Origin of the sequence: uncultured Roseobacter sp. (assembly GCF_947501835.1) — a bacterium.
Classification (GTDB): domain Bacteria; phylum Pseudomonadota; class Alphaproteobacteria; order Rhodobacterales; family Rhodobacteraceae; genus Roseobacter.
Map to the genome: position 1 here is coordinate 1 of NZ_CANMXR010000017.1, position 19,968 is coordinate 19,968.

General features: G+C 58.9%; 16 protein-coding genes and 1 tRNA gene. 10 read left to right on the forward strand and 7 right to left on the reverse strand.

The features are described from left to right. Positions 1-300: 300 nt before the first annotated feature. Positions 301-1,149: a LytTR family DNA-binding domain-containing protein gene (locus Q1A20_RS23160; RefSeq protein WP_299406589.1), complete on the reverse strand. Its 849-nt coding sequence runs from the start codon at positions 1,147-1,149 to the stop codon at positions 301-303. 242 nt (positions 1,150-1,391) lie between these two features. Between Q1A20_RS23160 and Q1A20_RS23165 the strand changes: the two genes are divergently transcribed. From Q1A20_RS23165 to Q1A20_RS23205, 9 genes are all read left to right on the forward strand, one after another. Further along, positions 1,392-2,183: a MipA/OmpV family protein gene (locus Q1A20_RS23165; RefSeq protein ID WP_299406586.1), complete on the forward strand. Its 792-nt coding sequence runs from the start codon at positions 1,392-1,394 to the stop codon at positions 2,181-2,183. Between the two features lie 65 nt (positions 2,184-2,248). Further along, positions 2,249-3,493, forward strand: a complete 1,245-nt coding sequence (locus Q1A20_RS23170; RefSeq protein ID WP_299919007.1) for a fumarylacetoacetate hydrolase family protein — start codon at positions 2,249-2,251, stop codon at positions 3,491-3,493. A gap of 223 nt (positions 3,494-3,716) precedes the next feature. Next, a complete protein-coding gene (locus tag Q1A20_RS23175) occupies positions 3,717-4,745 on the forward strand; it encodes a zinc-binding dehydrogenase (protein ID WP_299919009.1) in 1,029 nt (342 codons plus the stop codon). 17 nt (positions 4,746-4,762) lie between these two features. Next, positions 4,763-5,653: a serine hydrolase gene (locus Q1A20_RS23180; RefSeq protein WP_299919010.1), complete on the forward strand. Its 891-nt coding sequence runs from the start codon at positions 4,763-4,765 to the stop codon at positions 5,651-5,653. A 128-nt stretch (positions 5,654-5,781) separates the two neighbouring features. Further along, the gene (locus tag Q1A20_RS23185; RefSeq protein ID WP_299919013.1) at positions 5,782-6,105 is read left to right on the forward strand and encodes a hypothetical protein; all 324 of its coding nucleotides are present in this window, start codon (positions 5,782-5,784) and stop codon (positions 6,103-6,105) included. 461 nt (positions 6,106-6,566) lie between these two features. Beyond that, positions 6,567-6,734, forward strand: a complete 168-nt coding sequence (locus Q1A20_RS26180; protein ID WP_367180961.1) for a hypothetical protein — start codon at positions 6,567-6,569, stop codon at positions 6,732-6,734. 211 nt (positions 6,735-6,945) lie between these two features. Continuing rightward, positions 6,946-7,019, forward strand: a tRNA-Gly gene (locus Q1A20_RS23195). 263 nt (positions 7,020-7,282) lie between these two features. Continuing rightward, positions 7,283-9,094 (forward strand): ABC transporter transmembrane domain-containing protein, encoded by a 1,812-nt coding sequence (locus Q1A20_RS23200; RefSeq protein ID WP_299919016.1) that lies wholly within the window; start codon positions 7,283-7,285, stop codon positions 9,092-9,094. Positions 9,095-9,277: 183 nt separating this feature from the next. After that, positions 9,278-11,173, forward strand: a complete 1,896-nt coding sequence (locus Q1A20_RS23205; RefSeq protein WP_299406572.1) for an acyl-CoA synthetase — start codon at positions 9,278-9,280, stop codon at positions 11,171-11,173. On the opposite strand, the gene Q1A20_RS23210 is transcribed toward Q1A20_RS23205, so the two are convergent. Next, positions 11,174-12,010, reverse strand: a complete 837-nt coding sequence (locus tag Q1A20_RS23210; RefSeq protein ID WP_299406570.1) for an alkaline phosphatase family protein — start codon at positions 12,008-12,010, stop codon at positions 11,174-11,176. 280 nt (positions 12,011-12,290) lie between these two features. Between Q1A20_RS23210 and Q1A20_RS23215 the strand changes: the two genes are divergently transcribed. Next, positions 12,291-12,794, forward strand: coding sequence for a hypothetical protein (locus tag Q1A20_RS23215; protein WP_299919018.1), 504 nt, complete (start codon positions 12,291-12,293; stop codon positions 12,792-12,794). A 28-nt stretch (positions 12,795-12,822) separates the two neighbouring features. Here Q1A20_RS23215 and Q1A20_RS23220 read toward each other — a convergent pair whose 3' ends face one another. From Q1A20_RS23220 to Q1A20_RS23240, 5 genes are all read right to left on the reverse strand, one after another. Beyond that, positions 12,823-14,460 (reverse strand): ABC transporter ATP-binding protein, encoded by a 1,638-nt coding sequence (locus Q1A20_RS23220; protein WP_299919021.1) that lies wholly within the window; start codon positions 14,458-14,460, stop codon positions 12,823-12,825. Next, the gene (locus tag Q1A20_RS23225; RefSeq protein WP_299502878.1) at positions 14,457-15,269 is read right to left on the reverse strand and encodes an ABC transporter permease; all 813 of its coding nucleotides are present in this window, start codon (positions 15,267-15,269) and stop codon (positions 14,457-14,459) included. Before Q1A20_RS23225 ends, Q1A20_RS23220 begins: the two co-directional genes overlap by 4 nt. Then, complete coding sequence (locus Q1A20_RS23230) at positions 15,266-16,222, reverse strand: ABC transporter permease (protein WP_298971884.1); 957 nt, start codon at positions 16,220-16,222, stop codon at positions 15,266-15,268. The genes Q1A20_RS23225 and Q1A20_RS23230 overlap by 4 nt, the downstream gene beginning before the upstream one ends. Positions 16,223-16,234: 12 nt before the next feature. Beyond that, on the reverse strand, positions 16,235-17,830 hold the full coding sequence (locus Q1A20_RS23235) for an ABC transporter substrate-binding protein (protein ID WP_298971886.1): 1,596 nt from the start codon (positions 17,828-17,830) through the stop codon (positions 16,235-16,237). 116 nt (positions 17,831-17,946) lie between these two features. Next, positions 17,947-19,938, reverse strand: a complete 1,992-nt coding sequence (locus Q1A20_RS23240) for a CocE/NonD family hydrolase (RefSeq protein ID WP_299406563.1) — start codon at positions 19,936-19,938, stop codon at positions 17,947-17,949. Between the last annotated feature and the right edge of the window lie 30 nt (positions 19,939-19,968).

The window sequence follows — 19,968 nt, forward strand, 5'->3', positions numbered from 1 at the left end:
CTCCCATGTTCACAGATATCCTGTGATCCTATCGGGAGCTCGACCTCAGTTCAGGGTCAGCCCAATTACGCATGCTTTGGGCCGTCCTTAGATGGGCAGAATGATCCCGTTCGCGAGACGCTGCGTGAGTGCTGACGGCAGCAGTGAGCTCCCTTTGCTCATTCGTCAGGCTGCGCCGACGTCTGGTTCCAATTCTGCAACCTCATATGGCCGCGTCAAACATCCATCCCGAAGCCATAAAACCGCTTACGGCCGAGGCGAGATAGAGCAAAAACGGCGATCCGACTTTGATTGGATGAGCTAGAGGTTCCTTTTGAGATCCCGATAGCGGCGTCTGCTGACCGGGATGACCGTTCCGTCTTCCAGGATGCAGACGTAGGCGCTGCCCGCAGGTTTGATCTTTTGGACATACTTGAAGCGAACCCAATGTGACCGGTGACACTGCATGCCGTGGAACCCCTTGAGCGCGCTCACGCATTCCGAGAACGAGAGTTTGAGCGTCGCCCTCCCGTTGGCCGTTGTAACGGTCACATAGTGATCCTGCGCCTCCGCATGTATCAGATCATCTCCCAACCGCATGGGTGCGGCGGGCAACGCGCTGCGAAGCGAGGGTTCCGGGAGATGCCGAGATCTCAGAAGGGTCCGGTATCTTTGCGCTATATCCGCCGCACGATAGGCAAATATCGCGACCAGTGCTGACAGCCCCAGAGAAGGGGGTGCTACCGCCGCGAGTTCTGCAAGATAGAGGCGCCCAAAGCTCTGAGTTCGGAGTTCCATCGTTGGATCCCCGTCCAGCACGGCATCGGTCACAAGAGAGAACAGCGCTAGAAACACGGGCAGAAGGCAGACCGCCAGTATGAACGGGAGCGGCATCCGTGCGCCCAGAAGAACGCCCAACGCGGTCATGCCTGCGAGCAGGCAAGCGGCGACGAACAGGTGGCTGAACCAATGCAGAACCGCGAGCCAAATCGGGTAGTGCGCCGTCGCGACTGGATCGAGGCTTGTGATGACCAGGCCTCCGACCGCCGAAAACGCAACACAGTACTTGGCAAGTTGCAGCCAGGACGTGTTTCCAGACCCAAACATCGTCATCAGGATTGTTGGGATCAACCCTGTGTCGAATTCCGCTCTGTCACCGAAGTCCTTCATCGCGATCGAGTTTCCTGTTTTGATTGACGCCCCTTCGTAGTGAACGGTCCAAGTGCGCTGAATGGCGAATTCGCGAATGGTCGAAAAAAGACCGCTCGCGACCCGTTACCTACCGCTCGCGGATTTCTGCCCACACTTCAAGAACACGTTCTTTTCAAAGCCATTCATCGCGAGCTGTTTAGCGACGTGTCAGCCGCTTCGACGCGGCGCCACGGACATCAAACTGAGAAGAGGACGTTCCTATGCCGGAACACTACAAGACTTGGCTGCTGTTCCACAGCGCGTTTATGATCGCGGCGCTCTACGGGCAGCAGGTTTTTGCAAATGAAGCCGGGCGGGACCTGTCAGGCGTCATTGGGATCGGCGTCAGCTCCGGTCCGGAGTTCGCGGGGTCCGACAACGACACCACCGATCTCATTCCGATCATCAGCCTGACTTGGCGTGATCGTTACTTTCTGAACGAACGCGGGCTTGGCTTCTACGCGATCAGGAACGCTGGTCCACGGGATGTGACGGTCAGCTTTGCCATCGGCTATGATTTCGACGAGAGGCTGGCAGAGGATGACGTGCGCTTGACCGGTTTGCGGGATGTCGAGGCGGGTGCGTTGATCTCCGCTGGCCTGGAGTTTGATCTCGGCGGCGCCGCCATTGAGATCGAACTCAATCAAGGGATCAGCAGTGACGGACATGAGGGCACCCGCGCTGTCGTTGGTGCAGCGTTCAGCCGCCAGGTCGGAGACCGATTGCAGCTCGGCGTGAAGCCCTTCGCGGTCTGGTCCGACGGGTCTTACGCCGATGCGTTCTATGGTGTAAGCGCTCAGGATGCCGTGACCTCCCCATTTGCAGCCTATGACGCCGGCTCCGGCTTCGAGCGCCTAGGGATCGAATTGCAGGCGTCTTACGAGCTCACGCCCCGCACCGCGCTGTTCCTCGGTGTCGAGCATTCTCAACTGTTGGGTGATGCGAAAGACAGCCCGATTTCCTTCGACGACTCTCAGACCGAGATTTCGACCGGCGTCCTCTTTCGTTTCTGAAGGACGATGGTCGCGACCGGCGAAAAAACTCACTCGATCCATCCTGACAGGTTGGGAGACAAGACATGAAACCTGTTTTCTACATACCGATTCTGGCCAGCTTGGTCCTGGCGGCGCTCGTCCTGTCGATGGGCGAAGACCCGGACCGGACCAATCCGATTTCGGCCGAAGCTGAACCGCTGGCCTCTATCTTACTGCCGATGAGCAAGGGCCTTACTCTTGCGCTTGTCAAAGATGCCGACAGGCGGGAGACTCCGCTTCTGGTGACCGGAATAGGGGACGCCGAGATCCTCGCAATCGACCTGACCGAGCATGGTGCGGGTCACACTTCAGATCTGCTCGGCGTTGTGGACGATCTTGGAGAGCACGCGCTTGCAGGCCTCTTTGCAGAGACGCAAAGGGGCGGGGCAGTTGGGGTGTCCAAACCCTACGCCTTCGACGAACTTCTGTCGGTCGCGGGGCGCGGCCAACGGCACGTGGCATCTGGCACCAATTTCATTGAACATGCGGAAGAGACGCGAAGCCAGACGGTGTTCAACTTTCCGAAGTTTGGCGGAGCGACCCCGCCGGTCACAACCGTCGCATATAACGAGAGCATGTTGCTCGACTACGAAGTTGAGCTTTGCATGATCTTCGACCGCGACATCGCCATCATTGATGACTTCGACGCCGCAACCAAAGGCGTGTTCCTCTGCGGCGATTTTACGGATCGCGCGGTCCTGTCCCGGATGATTGACGTTGACGACTTCGATTCTGGGTCCGGCTTCAGCGACGCAAAGAGCGGACCAGACTTCTTCCCGAGCGGCGGCCTGTTGGTGATCCCGAAAGACTGGCGACGTTTCGTTGGTGAAGAACGGATTGTAACTCTTCGCAATGGTCACCTGCGGCAGGATGCGCGCGGTGCTGAGATGATCCTTGGTTTTCGTGAGTTGACCGAAAAGGTCCTGGCGGATGCGACGTCGACCCGTTTCTTGTATCAGGGCGACTCCCACCGGCTGATCGAGGATGGAAAAATCGGACGGGATCAGGTCCTTATGTCGGGCACCCCGGAAGGCGTCATTTTCATGCCGCCGACGTGGCGCCAAATGGCACGCGGGATCTTTCGATATGTGGTGTCCGGAGCCTTTCTGACGCAGACCAGCGGGTATGAGTACGTGGTCAATTCCTTTGTTGGAGAGGAGTTGGATTCGGGTAGGTTTCTTCAACCTGATGAGCAGATCAAATACAAATCCAGCTCACTGGGAACGATCACCACGACTGTGGTTTTCGGCAATGAAGATGCTGAGGGATTGCCGGCCTCCGCAAGATAGACAGAGCACACCACGCAGCCCAACCTTTGCCGACGAGACGCGTACGATAGGACCTAGAATTGCGTTCCAAGTCTCGCGAAGGACTCAGGGAGGGGCGAATGAATGCCAAGCGCATTGCAGTGTTCCTTCAGCACCTCCTGCAGAGTGGTGGTGCCAACAGCTAGCGAAGTCTTGGATCACCCTAATACGAGTTTTCATAGACAATAGAGAGGAGCATCTACCCGTGAATTCCGCCAAAGATCATCGCATTGTTGTCCAACGTCGCGGCTCTCCGGGCGTTATGTCTTGGAGGCCGGTTCAGACGCCGGTGCCGGGTGCTGGCGAAGTCCGCATTCGCATCGAGGCTGCTGGCGTCTCCGGTTACGATTTGATGATACGCGGTCATTGGTTTTTGGGGTTTACCAAAACGCCCTATACGCCCGGCGAAGACTTTGTCGGCATTCTAGATGCCATTGGACCGGGTGTGTCCAATTTCGCCATAGGCCAAAGGGTTGCTGGCTGGACGTTCGGACAAGGGGGCGGCTACGCGGAGATGATCGTCCGCCCTGCCGAGACACTTGTTTCAGTGCCGGATGGCGTCGCGCCTATCGCGGTGGCCGCGATCATAACCAACTACCTCACGGCATCGCTCGTGCTGGAGAAAACGGCCAAGGTGCGTCCCGGTGAGCGGCTTTTGATCCACGGTGCGACCGGTGGTCTTGGTTCGGCGCTTCTGCAGCTGGGCAGCTTGGCCGGGTTCGAAATGTTCGGCACTGGGAGCGAGAAATCCACCGACTTCATTGCCGGCAATGGCGCTGTCCCCATCAACTACAGATCCGAGAACTTTGTCCGCTGTATCCGTGAACTGACCGGCGACGGGGTGGACGTCGTGATTGATGTCGTTGGCGGACCACGGCAACTCTGGCGATCAAGCCGATGCCTCAGGCGCGGGGGACGGCTGGTCATGCTCGGAATGGCATCAATCTACAAATCCGGCCCTGCAATCATTCCATTCAGCCTGTTGACCGCCGGTGCTGTGGCGATTTTGCCAAATGGCGTCAGCGTGCCCATGTCGCCAAGCATGTTGAGCTTTCCCGCAAAAAACCTCGACTGGTACAGGGATACGCTGACGGACTTGTTGGAGAAGGCCGCAGCGGGTCGTCTACGCCCCGCCATTGCAGCGGAGATACCCATGCCCGAGGCATCCCAAGCACACGCGATGCTCGAAGTTGGTGGCCTGGTCGGCAAAGTCGTGTTGACCAACTCAAAATGAAGTCTGGGCCAAACTCGATGAACTCACAGCCAATATACCATCACTGGATTACCGCCCACGGTCGCGAAGGCGGGAATAGCCCTTCCGGAGCGTTGTTTCCTTACTGGAGTTTCACAAAGACGGCGATCTCAATTTGCGCGCTCAAGCTTGTAGAGGCTTGTTACCTGAGATTGGACGCCATCGTGCCGGGTCAGCAATTCACCCTGCGTCAACTGCTGCAGCACACTTCAGGCCTTCCGGACTACGAGCCGCTGAAATCATATCGTGCGGCTATTGCCGGAAAGGAAGAGCCTTGGTCCCGCCAGAAGCTGCTTGAGGCTGCGATGGCCCAAGGCATACTTTTCGATCCCGATCAGGGATGGTCTTATTCCAACATTGGCTACCGGTACGTTCGGGAACTGATTGAAGAAACCACCGGGATGCCAATTGGCAGAGTGATTTCGGACCTCATTTGTGAGCCCTTGGGATTGCAGAGCGTGAACTATTGGGAAACACCTGAGCAGACAGCTTCGTTGATTTGGGATGCCGCCGATGGCTATGATCCGCGTTGGGTCTTCCATGGCTGCCTGATCGGCTCAGTTTCGGATGCAACGCGTATTTTGCATGCTCTCTTCCACAGTCAGCTGCTCCGTGACCAAACATTAGACGACATGCTCGTTCGGCATGTCATCGGCGGAGCAATTCCAGGGCGACCATGGACAGAGTGTGGCTATGCGCTTGGCCTGATGTCCGGCGCGGTCGGCGAGGTTGGGCGAGCGATCGGACATTCAGGAGGGGGGCCGTTTAGCGTGAACGCGGTCTACCATTTCCCGGACAGGCCGGACCCCGTCACAGTGGCTTGTTTCACAAGTGGGGAGACCGAAGGCGTAGCGGAACTCGAGGCTGTCAAAATCGCAAAGCAGGTCTGAAGTGTGTCCATTTTGATAGTTCGTCAGAACATTGCTTTGTGCCAGTCAAAGCCATTCCTACCGAGCTAAATCCGAAAATAACGTCTCAAACAACTGCGCGGCGAAAACTTCCGAAAGGTTAGATCGTGATGAAAGAAAAGAAATCATATGATCTTGAGATCAGCATTGATGATGAGATGACCAAAGAAGAGATGATGGGCGTTGTAGAGCGCGCCGCGATAGCGACAGGATTATACATTTCTCATATCGGAGGCTATTCGCGCGTAAAGTACCCCAACTCAGTTCATTGGCACTTCAAGAGACATAAGAAGGAGCCAGGTTTGATTGATGCCACTTTTTGGAAGGAAGGTGCGAGGTTCTGGCTGATTGTCAGAAATAATGAACCACAATGGGTGCACGACGCGGCGCCGTTACTTCAGAGAGCTCTGAAGAACGAGTTGGCAGAACCCTAGAAGGAGCTCGCACTTGCAGCGGCGTTGCCGATACGGATTTGGCATCTTCGCCAAAATCAAAAACCACAAGCAGCCGGACTCTGGCACATCTCTAGTTGTAGATGCGGTCTGGCGCGAGCGCACTAGCAACAGTCCGCCTCACCAAGGGAGACGAGATTGCAAGGTGACATAGCATTTGCCCGGTTGCACGAAGTTGAGCCAACCGAGATAGCAGCGCACATGTCCGATCCACGTGTGGCGGAACACATGCCCCTTCCTTCAATGAATTGGGATGCTGACGTGGCAAAGAAATTCATTGCAAGCAAGGAACAGTGCTGGGCGCGTGATGGCCTAGTGCACTGGCATTTTTGTCCGGCGACCGGTACGTCGGTTGGGGCGGTTTTCAGAAGGAAGGCAACGAATGGGATTTCGGCCTGGTCTTGCGGCCCGATGCGTTTGGCCTTGGGCTTCGCATTGCAAGAATGGGAATTGACTTTGCGAATGCCGACGACCGCATTCCTTACGTCACATTCCTGTTGCCGCCATTGCGTAAGAACCTGAGCGCCCTCAGAAGACTGGGTGCCAAGCACGTCGGCGAGATCATTTACGATGGGGCCAACTTTCTCAAATACCAGCTTGAGACCGGGTGACGGCTTTGTCAGCAACTCAGGATTCAATCGATACCGAGATCGAGCACGTGCAGCGAATGGCGGCAATGCGGACTGCGGCTGCAGCATCTTGGCTGCTTGGTCAACGGCGGGAATGGGCCGTGGGCGGTAGAAGAATTGCAAATCATCTAACCGACTTGACTTGGCTCACTTGACGCTCACAAAGGTATGAAATAAACCCGGATTCTGTTGAGCGGGCGTTGTGTAATGGTAAGACCTCAGCCTTCCAAGCTGATGATGCGGGTTCGATTCCCGCCGCCCGCTCCAACTTTCTAGACCCACTGAAAGAGCTGGTTTTTGCGCCGTACAGCATCTCTTTGAACTGGCCCGGTAGTCATGTGTTGCGGGTAATAATCGCTCCTTACAAAGTCATAATCGAGCAGCCTGGGTGAATTTTCCCGCTCGCTATATACACGCATACCGGGAAGTTTGCCGCGGCATTTCGGCCCCAATCGGACGTTTGGGTTTCCGGAGCCTTGACCCTTTGCACGCCTACAGCCATGAAATAGCCCGACGAAAGAGGAATTGATATGGCCCGCGGTACTCCCCCGGCCCCTGCGGCACCGGGGCAAAAAGAAGAACGCGCCAAGTCGCGAAAAATCGGTGCGCTTGCGGCTCTGGTGCCGTTTCTGTGGCCGTACAGGCGGCTCATGTTCGCGGCCATCGCCGCCTTGGTCACAACGGCGCTCATCTCATTGACACTCCCTTTGGCGGTGCGCCGTGTCGTCGACAACTTTGACACGGCGAATTCGCATATTCTTGATCAATATTTCGGGGCCGCCCTGGGCATCGCGGCGCTTTTGGCCATTGGGACCGGTCTGCGCTATGCCTTGGTCACACGCTTGGGCGAAAGAGTTGTCGCCGATATCCGCAAAGCCGTTTTCGACCGCGTCATCACCATGAGCCCCGCGTTTTACGAAAAGGTCATGACCGGGGAAGTGTTGAGCCGGATCACCACAGATACGACACTGCTTTTATCGGTCATCGGCTCCTCGGTTTCCATCGCGCTGCGCAACCTGCTGATCTTTATTGGCGGCCTCGTGCTGATGCTGCTGACCTCGGCAAAACTGACAGGGCTTGTGCTGCTGATTGTGCCCGCCGTGGTGGTGCCGATCCTTGTGCTGGGGCGCCGACTGCGGGTTCTGAGCCGAGAAAACCAGGACTGGATCGCGGCGTCGTCTGGCAATGCCTCGGAAGCGCTGAGTGCGGTGCAGACCGTGCAGGCCTTTACCCATGAGACGGCGAGCCGGTCGAAGTTCTCCGAATTTACCGAACTCTCTTACGATTCCGCGCGCCGGCGGATCTGGACCCGCGCCCTGATGACAGTCATCGTGATTTTCCTTGTCTTCGCGGGCATCGTGGGCGTGCTGTGGATTGGCGCGCGGGACGTGCGGGCAGGTGACATGACCCAAGGCGCGCTCGTGCAATTTGTCATCTACGCGGTCATGGTGGCCGGGGGTGTTGCGGCGCTGTCAGAGATCTGGGGCGAGTTGCAACGGGCGGCCGGGGCGACCGAACGTCTGGTGGAACTGTTGCAGACCAAAGATAGTGTGCAGGACCCGCAAACGGGTCTGGCGCTGCCGCAACCTGTGACCGGTCGGATCACCTTTGAAAATGTGACCTTTGCCTATCCGTCACGGCCCAAGATCAATGCGCTGGATGACGTCAGCCTGAACATCGAGCCCGGCGAAACGGTGGCATTTGTCGGACCCTCGGGAGCGGGCAAGACAACCATCATTCAGATGATCCTGCGCTTTTACGACCCCTCTGCGGGGAAAATCACATTGGACGGTATGGACCTGAGCCAGCTGCAGCGGGACGCCTTCCGCAAATCCATCGCGCTGGTGCCGCAGGACCCTGTGATCTTTGCGGCCTCGGCCCGGGACAACATCCGCTTTGGCCGTCCCGACGCCACGGATGCGGAGATTGAGAATGCCGCCAAAGCCGCCGCAGCGCATGATTTCATTGCGGCCCTGCCGGATGGCTATGACGCTTATCTTGGAGAACGCGGCGTGATGCTGTCGGGCGGGCAGAAGCAGCGGATCGCCATCGCACGGGCCATTTTGCGCGATGCGCCCGTCTTGCTGCTGGATGAAGCGACCAGCGCCTTGGACGCGGAAAGCGAACGTGCCGTGCAGACTGCTGTGGACACGCTAAGCCGGGGGCGCACGACGCTCATCGTTGCGCACCGGTTGGCCACGGTTAAGAAAGCGGACCGGATTGTCGTGATGGATCAGGGCAGGGTGGTCGCCAGCGGACCACATGATGAACTCGTCGCGGAAGACGGGCTTTATGCGCGTCTGGCCCGGTTGCAGTTTACCGATGGCATGGCTGCGGAGTAGCAGCGCAGATTGACACACCCTCCGCAGGCCGACACATTGGTTTTGTGCCCCAGCGTCACGGCGTGTGACGCAGCGTTCCGGATGCTGTGGCGATTATCGCGGAGCTTGCACTAAATTGCATTAGGCCCCATCTTCTTTGCCACAGATAAATCGCTCGAAAACGGGCGTTTGGGAGGAAAATGAATGACCTTTGCCGGGATCGAAGATCGCGATGCGATCGAGGCTGCAATGCCATGGGTGGATCGTCCACTGCCAAAAACGCTCTATGCGTTGCTCAGCGAGACCGCAGGCAAATTTCCCAACCATAACGCGGTCAGTTACCAGATATTCTCAGGCCCCGGGGACAAGGCGGAAACGCTGACCTGGACGGATCTCAAAGAGCAGGTGACGCAGGCGGCAAACCTGTTCCGCTCCCTGGGCATCGGCGAAAACGATGTGGTCGCCTACATCATGCCCAATGCCAATGAAACGGTTCTGGCGCTTCTTGGCGGGGCGGTGGCGGGTATTGTGAACCCGATCAACCCGCTGCTGGATGCGGAACAAATCGGCTCCATCCTGCGCGAAACCAACGCCAAGGTTGTGGTCACCCTGCGCCCGTTTCCCAAAACTGATGTGGCGGATAAGACCGCCGAGGCCGTGGCGCTGGCGCCCAGCGTCAAGACGGTGCTGGAGGTTGACCTTCTGCGCTATCTGACCCCACCAAAGTCCTGGATCGTGCCGCTGATCCGCCCAAAACGCACGGTTCAGAACCACGCGAAATACATGAACTTCAACGCAGAACTGGCCAAGCAACCCAAAGTGCTGAGCTTTGAGGACAGTACCGAGGACCGGGTCGCTTGTTATTTCCACACCGGCGGTACCACCGGCATGCCGAAAGTGGCGCAACACCGCTATTCCGGGTTGATCTACAATGGCTGGATCGGCACCGAGCTGCTGTTTTCCGAAGAAGACAACATCATCTGTCCGCTGCCGCTCTTTCATGTTTTTGCCTGCCACGTGATCCTGATGGCGGCGGTCACCTCCGGGGCGCATGTGATATTCCCGACGCCGCAGGGCTATCGCGGCGAAGGGGTCATGGATAACTTCTGGAAGCTGGTGGAGCGCTGGAAGATCACCTTTATCATCACCGTGCCGACGGCGATCTCGGCCAAGATGCAGCGCCCGATCAACGCGGATGTCAGCACGGTCAAAACCGCGTTTTCCGGCTCCGCGCCGCTGCCGCTGGAGCTGTTTCGCCGGTTCGAACAGGCGACAGGCGTGAAATTGGTCGAAGGCTACGGGCTGACGGAAGCAACCTGCCTGGTGTCCTGCAATCCGGTGGATGGGGAGAAGAAAGTGGGCAGCATCGGCATCCCCTTCCCCTATTGCACCGTCAAGATCTTCAAGGCGACGAACAGCGGACCGATCGAGGCCGATGTCGACGAGATCGGAGAGATTTGCGTCTCCAATCCAGGCGTTTTTGTCGACCATACCTACACGGAAGCGGATAAGAACAAGGATCTATACTATGGTGATCACCTGCGCACCGGCGATCTGGGCCGGGTCGATCCCGATGGGTATCTGTGGATCACCGGGCGCGCCAAGGACCTGATCATTCGCGGGGGCCACAATATTGACCCGGCCGAGATCGAGGAAGCGCTGCTGCATCACGAGGCCGTCGCCTTCGCCGGGGCCATCGGGCAGCCCGACGCCCACTCCGGTGAAGTGCCTTGCGCCTTTGTGGAGCTGGTGGAGGGGGCAAGCGTTTCCGAAGAGGAACTGCTGGCCTTCTGCAAGGAGCATGTGCACGAACGTGCCGCACAACCGAAGCACATGACGATCATGCCGGAATTGCCCAAGACGGCTGTGGGTAAAATCTTCAAACCGGAGCTGCGCAAGATGGCGATCACCCGTATTTACAATGCCGCTCTGGAAAAGGCGGGCGTTGCCGCTCGTGTGGTGGCGGTTGTGGATGACAAGAAGCGCGGCCTTGTCGCGCAGATTGAACCCAATGGCGCCGGCACGGATGCGATTGCCCATGCGCTGAGCGCTTTTGTCCGGCCTTGGGAATTGGCCAGCAGCGTGGTTGCCGCGGAGTAATCAGGTCAGAAAAACGGGCGCTTTCATCGTTTGTGCGATGGGCGCCCCCAGCCGCGACAGAATGGTCGGGGCCAGTTGCAACTGGTCGATCACATCGTCTTTTTCGGGCCCGTCTGCAGGGCCGAAGTAGTAAAGGGCAGCTTCCTGTTGCAGGGGATCGCGCCCGCCGTGGTGGCCGCGCGCGTCCTGACCATGATCCGCCGTCACAATCACCTCATACCCGGCATCCCGCCACCGGGTGATGAAGGGGGCCAGCATCTCATCCATCACGAAACAGGCGTGATCCATTTCCTGACAGTCATGGAAAAACCGATGGCCCATGCTGTCGAGGGTACAGGTGTGCAACATCCCGTAGTTGAGGTGAAACCGCTCGCAAAGCCCCGTAAGGGTCGCGAAGAGATCCGCATCCGAAGGTGTCATCTGATTGGTCTGACCATAACCGCTCATCGTATGAAAACGGCCGTGGTTGATGGTCGTGCTGTCGGGTTCGTCATATTCGATGTCGCGCACCAGATCGAAGGGCGCACGGTTGAAAAACTCCGACCAGAAAGAATGTGCCACGGCGCCGGTGATGCCGCCCACCGCGCGAACTTGGGAAAAGACATCCGGCTGCTTCAGACGGAACACATTGGCGTTGCCGGTGCAGCCGTGCTCTGCCGGGGTGAGGCCGGTGTGGATCGATGCGTAGCAGCTGGCAGAGATCGACGGCAGCACGGAGCGGATTTTCCAGACCCGGGCATCGCCGCTATCGACCCAGCCCTCTAGGTTCCCGAACAGACGCCGCCAATTGCGCCAGGGCACCCCGTCGAGGATGATCAACAGCAGTTTGGGTTCCATACCTGATGCTCCTTTTCTCGCAGGTATCTGACGGAAAGAAGCGCAAATGCACAACTGCGAAATCGACGTAGGCCGGCTTTTCTGCGACGGCCTGGGCCCGCGGTCGCGAGGCGGCTGAATGAGCTCCGCAACTGGTTTCCAAGGGTATGGTTTAACCGCTTTGTGGCTTGCAGTCTCACGATCCGTTGACAAAAACGTGACAAAGGGCGGGAGTGAAAGCCTTTGCCGGTTCCAGCAGGCCAAAGCTAGGGTGCGGATGAGATAGGCATTGGAGCACGTGATGAGCAAACCCCGCAAGACCAAGTCCCGCAAGTCCAAGGCCGCTACCGCTGCGGGGCCTGAACCCACACGCCGCGACATGTTCAAGCTCGCCCGGAATGGTGCGATTGCGGCCGCCGCAGTGGCAGGTGGGGGGTATTTTGCCGTGGGATCGTTTCGTGCCTATGCGGCTGAGCACGACCTGACCCGTTTGGGGCAGGGCAAGCCGGTGGTGGTACAGGTGCATGACCCGCAATGCCCGACCTGCACGGCGCTGCAAAAGCAGGCGCGCAAGGCGCTCAAGGGCTTTGGCGAATGCGATTTGGTGTATTTGATCGCGGATATCACCACGCCCGAAGGTCGCGCCTTCGCTGTGCAGCACGGGGTCGGTAACGTGACCCTGTTGCTCTTTGATGGTGCGGGTGGATTGCACCAGACCGTGCAGGGGCTGCACAACAGTCAAGGCACATCATGGGGCTGTGCGCCAAGACGCCTAAGCACCGAAGGATTATCGGCGCAAGCCTGACTGTCTGGCCCTAGTTCTGGCCCAGCACCTAGTTGCCGGCGCTTTCCATCTTGCGGTTGGCAATCACCTCTTCTAGCCAGCCCAGCTTCATCTCCGGTACCGAGCTGAGCAGCAGGTCGGTGTAATCATCAAAGGGCGGCGAGAGCACCTGGGATTTCGGACCGTAGCGCACGACTTCCCCTTGGAACATCACGGCGATGCTGTCGGCAATGGCGCGCACCGTCGCGAGGTCATGGGTGATGAAGAGATAGGCCACATCTTCGATCTTCTGCAGGTTCAGCAGCAATTTGAGGATGCCGTCAGCCACGAGCGGATCAAGCGCTGAGGTCACCTCGTCGCAGATGATGAGCTTGGGCTTGGCGGCGAGCGCGCGGGCGATGCAGACACGTTGTTTCTGCCCGCCTGAAAGCTCCGCCGGATAGCGATCCTGAAACCCGTCGCCAAGCTCGATCTCGTCCAGCAATTCCTGAATGCGCTTCTGCTTTTCCGCGCCCTTGAGGCCGAAATAGAACTCCAGGGGTCGTCCGATGATGGTGCCCACCGTCTGGCGCGGGTTCATCGCCGTATCCGCCATCTGGTAGATCATCTGCAGTTCACGCAGGTCTTCCAACGGGCGTGTCGGTAGATCCGGGGTGAGTTCCCGACCATCAAAGGTGATCTTGCCCGACGAGGGCGGCAGCAAGCCGGTGATCACCCGCGCCAGCGTCGATTTGCCGGACCCGGATTCACCGACCACGGCCAGCGTCTGACCGGGGTGTAGCTCCACGTTGATGTTCTTGAGCACATCGAAGTTGGTGCCCTTGTAACGCGCGGTGATGCCCTCGACCCTCAGCACGGGCGTATTGGTTGGCTGCTTTTCCTCATGTTGGATCGAGCGGACCGACACCAACGCCTTGGTGTAGTCTTCCTTGGGGTGGTTGATGATCTGGTCGGTGGTACCGTATTCGACGGTGGCGCCTTGTTGCAGCACCATGATGTGGTCACTTACCTGCGCCACAACCGCGAGGTCGTGGGTGATGTAGAGCGCCGCCACACCGGTATCGCGGATGGCCTCCTTGATCGCGGCCAGCACGTCAATCTGGGTGGTGACATCCAGTGCCGTGGTGGGCTCGTCAAAAACCACAAGATCAGGCTGCGGACACAGCGCCAGCGCGGTCATACAGCGCTGCAACTGCCCGCCGGAGACCTGATGCGGATAGCGGCTACCGATGTTTTCCGGATCAGGCAGGCCCAATTTGCGGAAAAGCTCCACCGCGCGTTCTTCGGCCTCTTTCTTGGAGAACTTGTTCTGAAAAATCGCGGCTTCGGTCACCTGTTCCATGATCTGCTTGGCCGGATTGAACGATGCGGCTGCAGATTGGGATACATAGGTCACCTCGGCCCCGCGCAGACGGCGCACGTCGCGCAGGCCGGACGACAGGATGTCTCGCCCGTTAACCTCAACCGTGCCGCCGGTGATTTCCACTCCGCCTCGGCCATAGGCCATCGAGGCCAGACCGATGGTGGACTTGCCGGCACCGGATTCGCCGATCAAACCCAGCACCTTACCCGGTGCCAGATCGAAATCGACCCCATGAACGATTTCAATCTCACGGGATTTTTCGCCAGGCGGATAGATCGTGGCGCCGATTTTCAGGCCGCGTACTTTGAGCAGGGGTTCGGTCATCCGCGACCTCCTTTCAGTGAGGTGGTTCGGTTCAGAACCCAATCTGCCACGAGGTTGATCGAGATACACAGGATCGCGATGGCATAGGCCGGATAGAGTGCTGCGGAGATGCCGTAATTGATCCCTTCCTTGTTCTCTTTCACGATCCCGCCCCAATCGGCCTGCGGTGGCTGCACGCCAAGGCCCAGGAACGACAGGGTGGAGACAAAGAGCACCATGAAGATGAAACGCAGCCCCATTTCCGCCACCAGCGGCGAGAGCGCATTGGGCAGGGTTTCGCGGAAGATGATCCAGCCGATTTTCTCACCCCGCAGACGCGCGGCCTCGACGTAGTCCATCACCGTGATGTCCACCGCGACTGCGCGGGCAAGCCGGTAGACGCGGGTGCTGTCCAGCAGCCCCATCAAGATGATCAGGATCGGGATGGTGGTGGGCATGACCGACAAGACCACCAGCGCAAAGATCAGCGAGGGGATCGACATGATCAGATCGACAAAACGGCTGATCAGCTGATCCACCCAGCCTCCGGACACGGCGGCGAAAAAGCCAAGCACCGAACCTGTGACAAAGCTGAGGATGGTGGCCGCCGTGGCGATGAAGATCGTCGTCTGCCCGCCGTAGATCATCCGGCTGAGCAGATCGCGGCCAATGCTGTCGGTGCCCAGCAGAAACTTGTCGGAAGGGGCTTCCCAAACGTCGCCGACCACCTCGGCCATGCCATAGGGGGCGATGAGCGGTGCAATGATCGCCATGACAAAGAAAAGCCCGGTGAAAAACAGGCCGATGAGGGCGGAAATCGGTATCCTCATTTTGGATGCCTCAGTCTTGGATTGGCGAGGATCGACACGATGTCAGCGATCAGGTTTAGCCCGATGTAAACGGCGGCGAAAATCAGACCGCAGGCCTGTACCACCGGCACGTCGCGTTTGGACACATGGTCGACCAGATACTGGCCCATGCCGGGGTAGGCAAAGACCACTTCGACCACCACAACGCCCACCACCAGATAAGCGAGGTTCAGCATCACCACGTTCACGATGGGGGCGATGGCGTTCGGGAAGGCGTGTTTGCGAATGATCTTGAGCATGCCGAGGCCCTTGAGTTCCGCCGTCTCGATATAGGCCGATTGCATGACGTTCAGGATCGCGGCTCGTGTCATGCGCATCATATGGGCCAGCACGACCAACGTCAGCACCATCACCGGGATGGCAATCGCGTTGAGCTTTTGGCCGAGCGTCATGCTGTCGTTGATGATGGCAACGGAGGAGAACATGCCCCACTTGATCGACACCCAGTAGATCAGCACGTAGCCGATCATGAATTCCGGGATCGAGATTGTCGTCAGTGTGACGCCAGAGATGATTTTGTCGGGCCAGCGGTCTTTGTAGCGCACGGCCAACAGGCCCAGGAAAATCGCCAGCGGCACCGCGATGACCGCGGCCCAGAAGGCGAGGAAAAGCGTGTTAGAAAGTCGGCTGCTGAGGCTTTCGGCGATGTCGCGGCCGTTGGTCAGCGCGGTGCCGAGGTCACCTTGCAGGATGCCACCAAGCCAGCTGAAATACCGGGTGACGGCGGGCTCGTTCAGGCCCAGTTCACGGCGCAGGTTTTCCAGCGCTTCGGGGGTGGCGGCTTGTCCGAGGATTTGTTGGGCCACATCTCCTGGCAGGATGGACGTCCCTGCAAAGATCAGGATTGAGGCGGCGAAAAGCAACAGGAGGCCCAACGCGAGGCGTTGGGCAACCAGTTTTACGATGGGATGCATCTGCTGACCGCCTTATGCGTCAGTCAGCCAGCACTTGATCGGGGCCTTGTTGTTCATCAACGGGCCGTTGGGGTCGTCATAATAGCCGCCCACGTTATTGCCGATGGCACCGACAAAATCGTTGAACATCGGCAGGATCAGGCCGCCTTCGTCACGCAGCATCCGGCCCATCTTGGAATAGATATCCTTGCGCTTGGCCTCATCGATTTCCGCGCGTGCGGCCAGCAGCATCTCATCGAATTCCGGCACTTTGAAACGGGTGTCGTTCCAGTCAGCAGTGGACAGATAGGCGGTGGAATACATCTGATCCTGCACCGGACGGCCGCCCCAGTAGGAGGCACAGAAGGGCTGCACATTCCAGACCTCGGACCAATAGCCATCATTTGGCTCGCGCTTGATTTCCAGTGGAATACCAGCGGCTTGCGCTGACTGCTGGAAGAGCGCTGCGGCATCGACCGCACCCGGAAAGGCACCGTCTGCTGTGCGCAGGATGATCGGTGAGCCATCGTGGCCGGATTTCTTATAGTGCTCTGCGGCTTTCTCCAGCGAAAACTCTCGTTGCGGAATTGTATCGTCAAAGAGCGGATAGGACCCGTTGATCGGCATGTCGTTCCCGATGGAGCCATAGCCCCGAAGGATCTTGTCGACCATTTCCTCGCGGTTAATCGCGTATTTCAGCGCCAGACGCAGCTCATTGTTGTCAAAGGGGGCGGTGTCGACGTGCATGATGAACACGTAATGTCCACGACCCGCGACGGATTTCACCGTCAGATTTGGCGCCCGATCCAGCAGACCGGCAACCTTGGGGTCAACCCGGTTGATCATGTGCACCTGACCGGATTGCAGGGCGGCGGTCCGCGCGGTGGCGTCGTTCAACACCAGTTGTTCGGAGAATTCCGCGTGGCCGCGGTTTTCGGAATCCCAGTAGTCGTCGCGGCGTTTGAAGCCGTGGCGCACGCCGGGCTCATCGAATTCGATGGTGTAGGGGCCCGTGCCGATGCCCGCGCCGGGGTTGTCCATGCCGCCGCCGGGCTGGATCATCAGGTGGTAATCGGCCATCAGATAGGGCAGGTCGGCGTTGCCGGTGGACAGTTCAACGACAAAATTGTCGCCGTCCACGGCCATATTCTCGATCCCACGCATGATCCCCAGAGCACCAGACTGGCTGTCTTCGTTGGAGTGGCGCTGCATGGTCATCAGCACGTCGTCCGGCGTCATGTCCTTGCCGTTGGAAAAGGGGATGCCCTTGCGGATCTTGAAGACCCATTTCTTGGCGTCAGCGGTGCCTTCGACGCTTTCTGCCATGCGCATCTCAAGGCTGCCGTCCGCACCCACATCCACCAGCGTCTCACCCCAGTGGCGCAGGTTGTAGAGCGGTACTTCGGAGGCCGTCAGTGCGGGGTCTTGCGTGTTCGTGCTTTCACCCCCCGAGGCGCCGATTTTGATCGTGCCGCCCTTGACCGGGCCTTCTGCCTTGGCGGCGGTCGCCAGCATGGAGTTCGCGACGGCTGCCGTCACGCCCAGGGCCGCAGCACGTCCGACAAATTCGCGGCGCGTCATCAGGCCCTTTGTCACGCGTTCGGACAGATGTTTGAGTTGATCGTTCATTGGTTTCTCCCAGTTGGATGGTGCGTCTCTTGCGCATTCTTATCAGTGATGCGGGCAGGCTTGCGCATTTCGGGGCCTGTCGCAAGGGCTTTTGAAGATATTCCATAGGGCCAGTTTCACAGGTGATCGCGCTCAATCTGGTCCGAATGATCGCGTTCAAAGATCAGCTGATCGTTTTCATAGGCTTCCATCCGCGCGCTCAGGTAGAAATGGGTCGCGTCCGACCACATGGCGCAATGCGCTTCCGTGCGCAATCTGATCCCGTCGCGTTCCAGCTCATCGGTCCAATGACAACGGCCCTTGGCAGAAAGCGGATCGTCCGGATGGATCGACCATTCCTCCCGCGCCACAGAGCCGGAGACCAACCCGTGGTCGGCATCGCGCAGCTTGCCGAAATCATCCTCGATCCGCAGGCAGACCACACCGGTGGTCATATCAACTTCGCGTGTTCGGCTGTTCTTGGCCTCCCTGAGCGTTTCAACTTGCCAGGGTTTGGCGGCGGTTGGCGGCTGAAAGCTGTGTTCCTCGCGCCTGCTGGTGCGCCGCATTGGCAAGATGATTTCGCCGCGGTCCAGTGTCAGGGTGCTGGGCGTTGGGGCGGGCCAGAGGAGCGGCCAATAGCTGTTTGAGATGGCCACACGCAGCCGGTGACCTTCGCGGATGCGATAGGCGATGTGGTCCAGCTTCACCGTAACCTGCGTCGGTTCACCGGGCGTCAGCGGGACGGGGGCGGCGGGATCCTTGCGGTGCGACAGGTTCAGAACGCCATAGGTGATACGACTGGTCGCGCCATCCGGGTGCACATCGCAGAGGCGCACGGCGATCTGCCCCTGCTCTGCGTCTGAGGTCAATTGCAGTTTCACCTGCGGCGCGCCCACGATATCCGTGTCCACGTCCAGAGGGGCCGTTTCAAAACAGGCGGACATCGCATCATCCCGGCGCTGGTCGCCGGCCATTTCCGGACCCAGCCAGATGGCGCAATATTCACCGCTTTCCGCACCGCAATCCTGTGGCGAGGCGATGCTGGCCGAAAGCCAGCCAGAGGTGTCCGACAGGCCGCGATCGGTCAGGTAGAGTTTGCGGTGCGGGATATGCGAGGCGGCCCCGTATTCTTCGGCGATCCACTGGCCCGGGCGTTCGGTGTACCAGCGCGCGGGCGGGGTGCTGTGCATGAGGTAGGCGCGGTAGTCAGGGTCTTCCTCGACCCCTGTGTTCGCGTCCTTGAGCCACCTGTCCCACCAGCGCAGGGCTTCCTGCAAAAACCCGATGCGGGGTTCCGGTACCGCAAAATGCGGGTATTTGTGCACCCAGGGTCCAACGATGCCTTTAGCGCCCGGCAAGGCCTCCACCAGCTGCGGCACGGCGTTTTTGTAAGCGTCCCCCCAACCGCCGATGGCCAGAACCTTGGCCTTGATCGCGGCATAGTTTTCGATCACTGACCCATGCCGCCAATAAGCATCGCGCCGCTGGTGGCGCAGCCATGTCGAGGGCAGAAAGGGTTCGTTTTCGAGGCGCTCCAGCCACATCTCACGCCAGTTCTCGCGCAGGGCCGGGTCCGGCGCGCGGCTGGAATAGGACCACATGGTCGCGCCCCAACCGAGGTTTTCATTGAGCAGGCAGCCGCCCTTGTAATGGATATCATCGGCAAATCGGTCGACTGTGGAGCAGAGCGTGATCACAGCCTTCAGCGGAACAGGCGCCAGAGCCGCCACCTGCAACCCGTTGAACCCACCCCAACTGATGCCCATCATGCCGACATTGCCGTTGCACCAGGGTTGTGCCGCAAGCTGGGTGATCACCTCGACCGCATCGCTGAGTTCCTGGGCGGTGTATTCGTCCGCCATCAGCCCTTCACTGTCGCCATTGCCGCGCATGTCAACGCGCACGCAGGCATAACCGCGTTCGGCAAACCACGGGTGAGTCAGGGCATCACGTGCCGTGGTGCCATCTCTTTTGCGGTAGGGCAGATATTCGAGAATGACCGGCACAGGGTCGTCGCCTGCATCTTTTGGCCGCCAGATGCGGGCCGAAAGCCTGCAGCCATCTTCGAGGGTAATTCCGTAATCGGGCAGTTCTTCGATGTCGCGCAGGGCATTGGGTCGGGTCATGCGCAGACGTTTGCCGCGACCGTGGCTGCT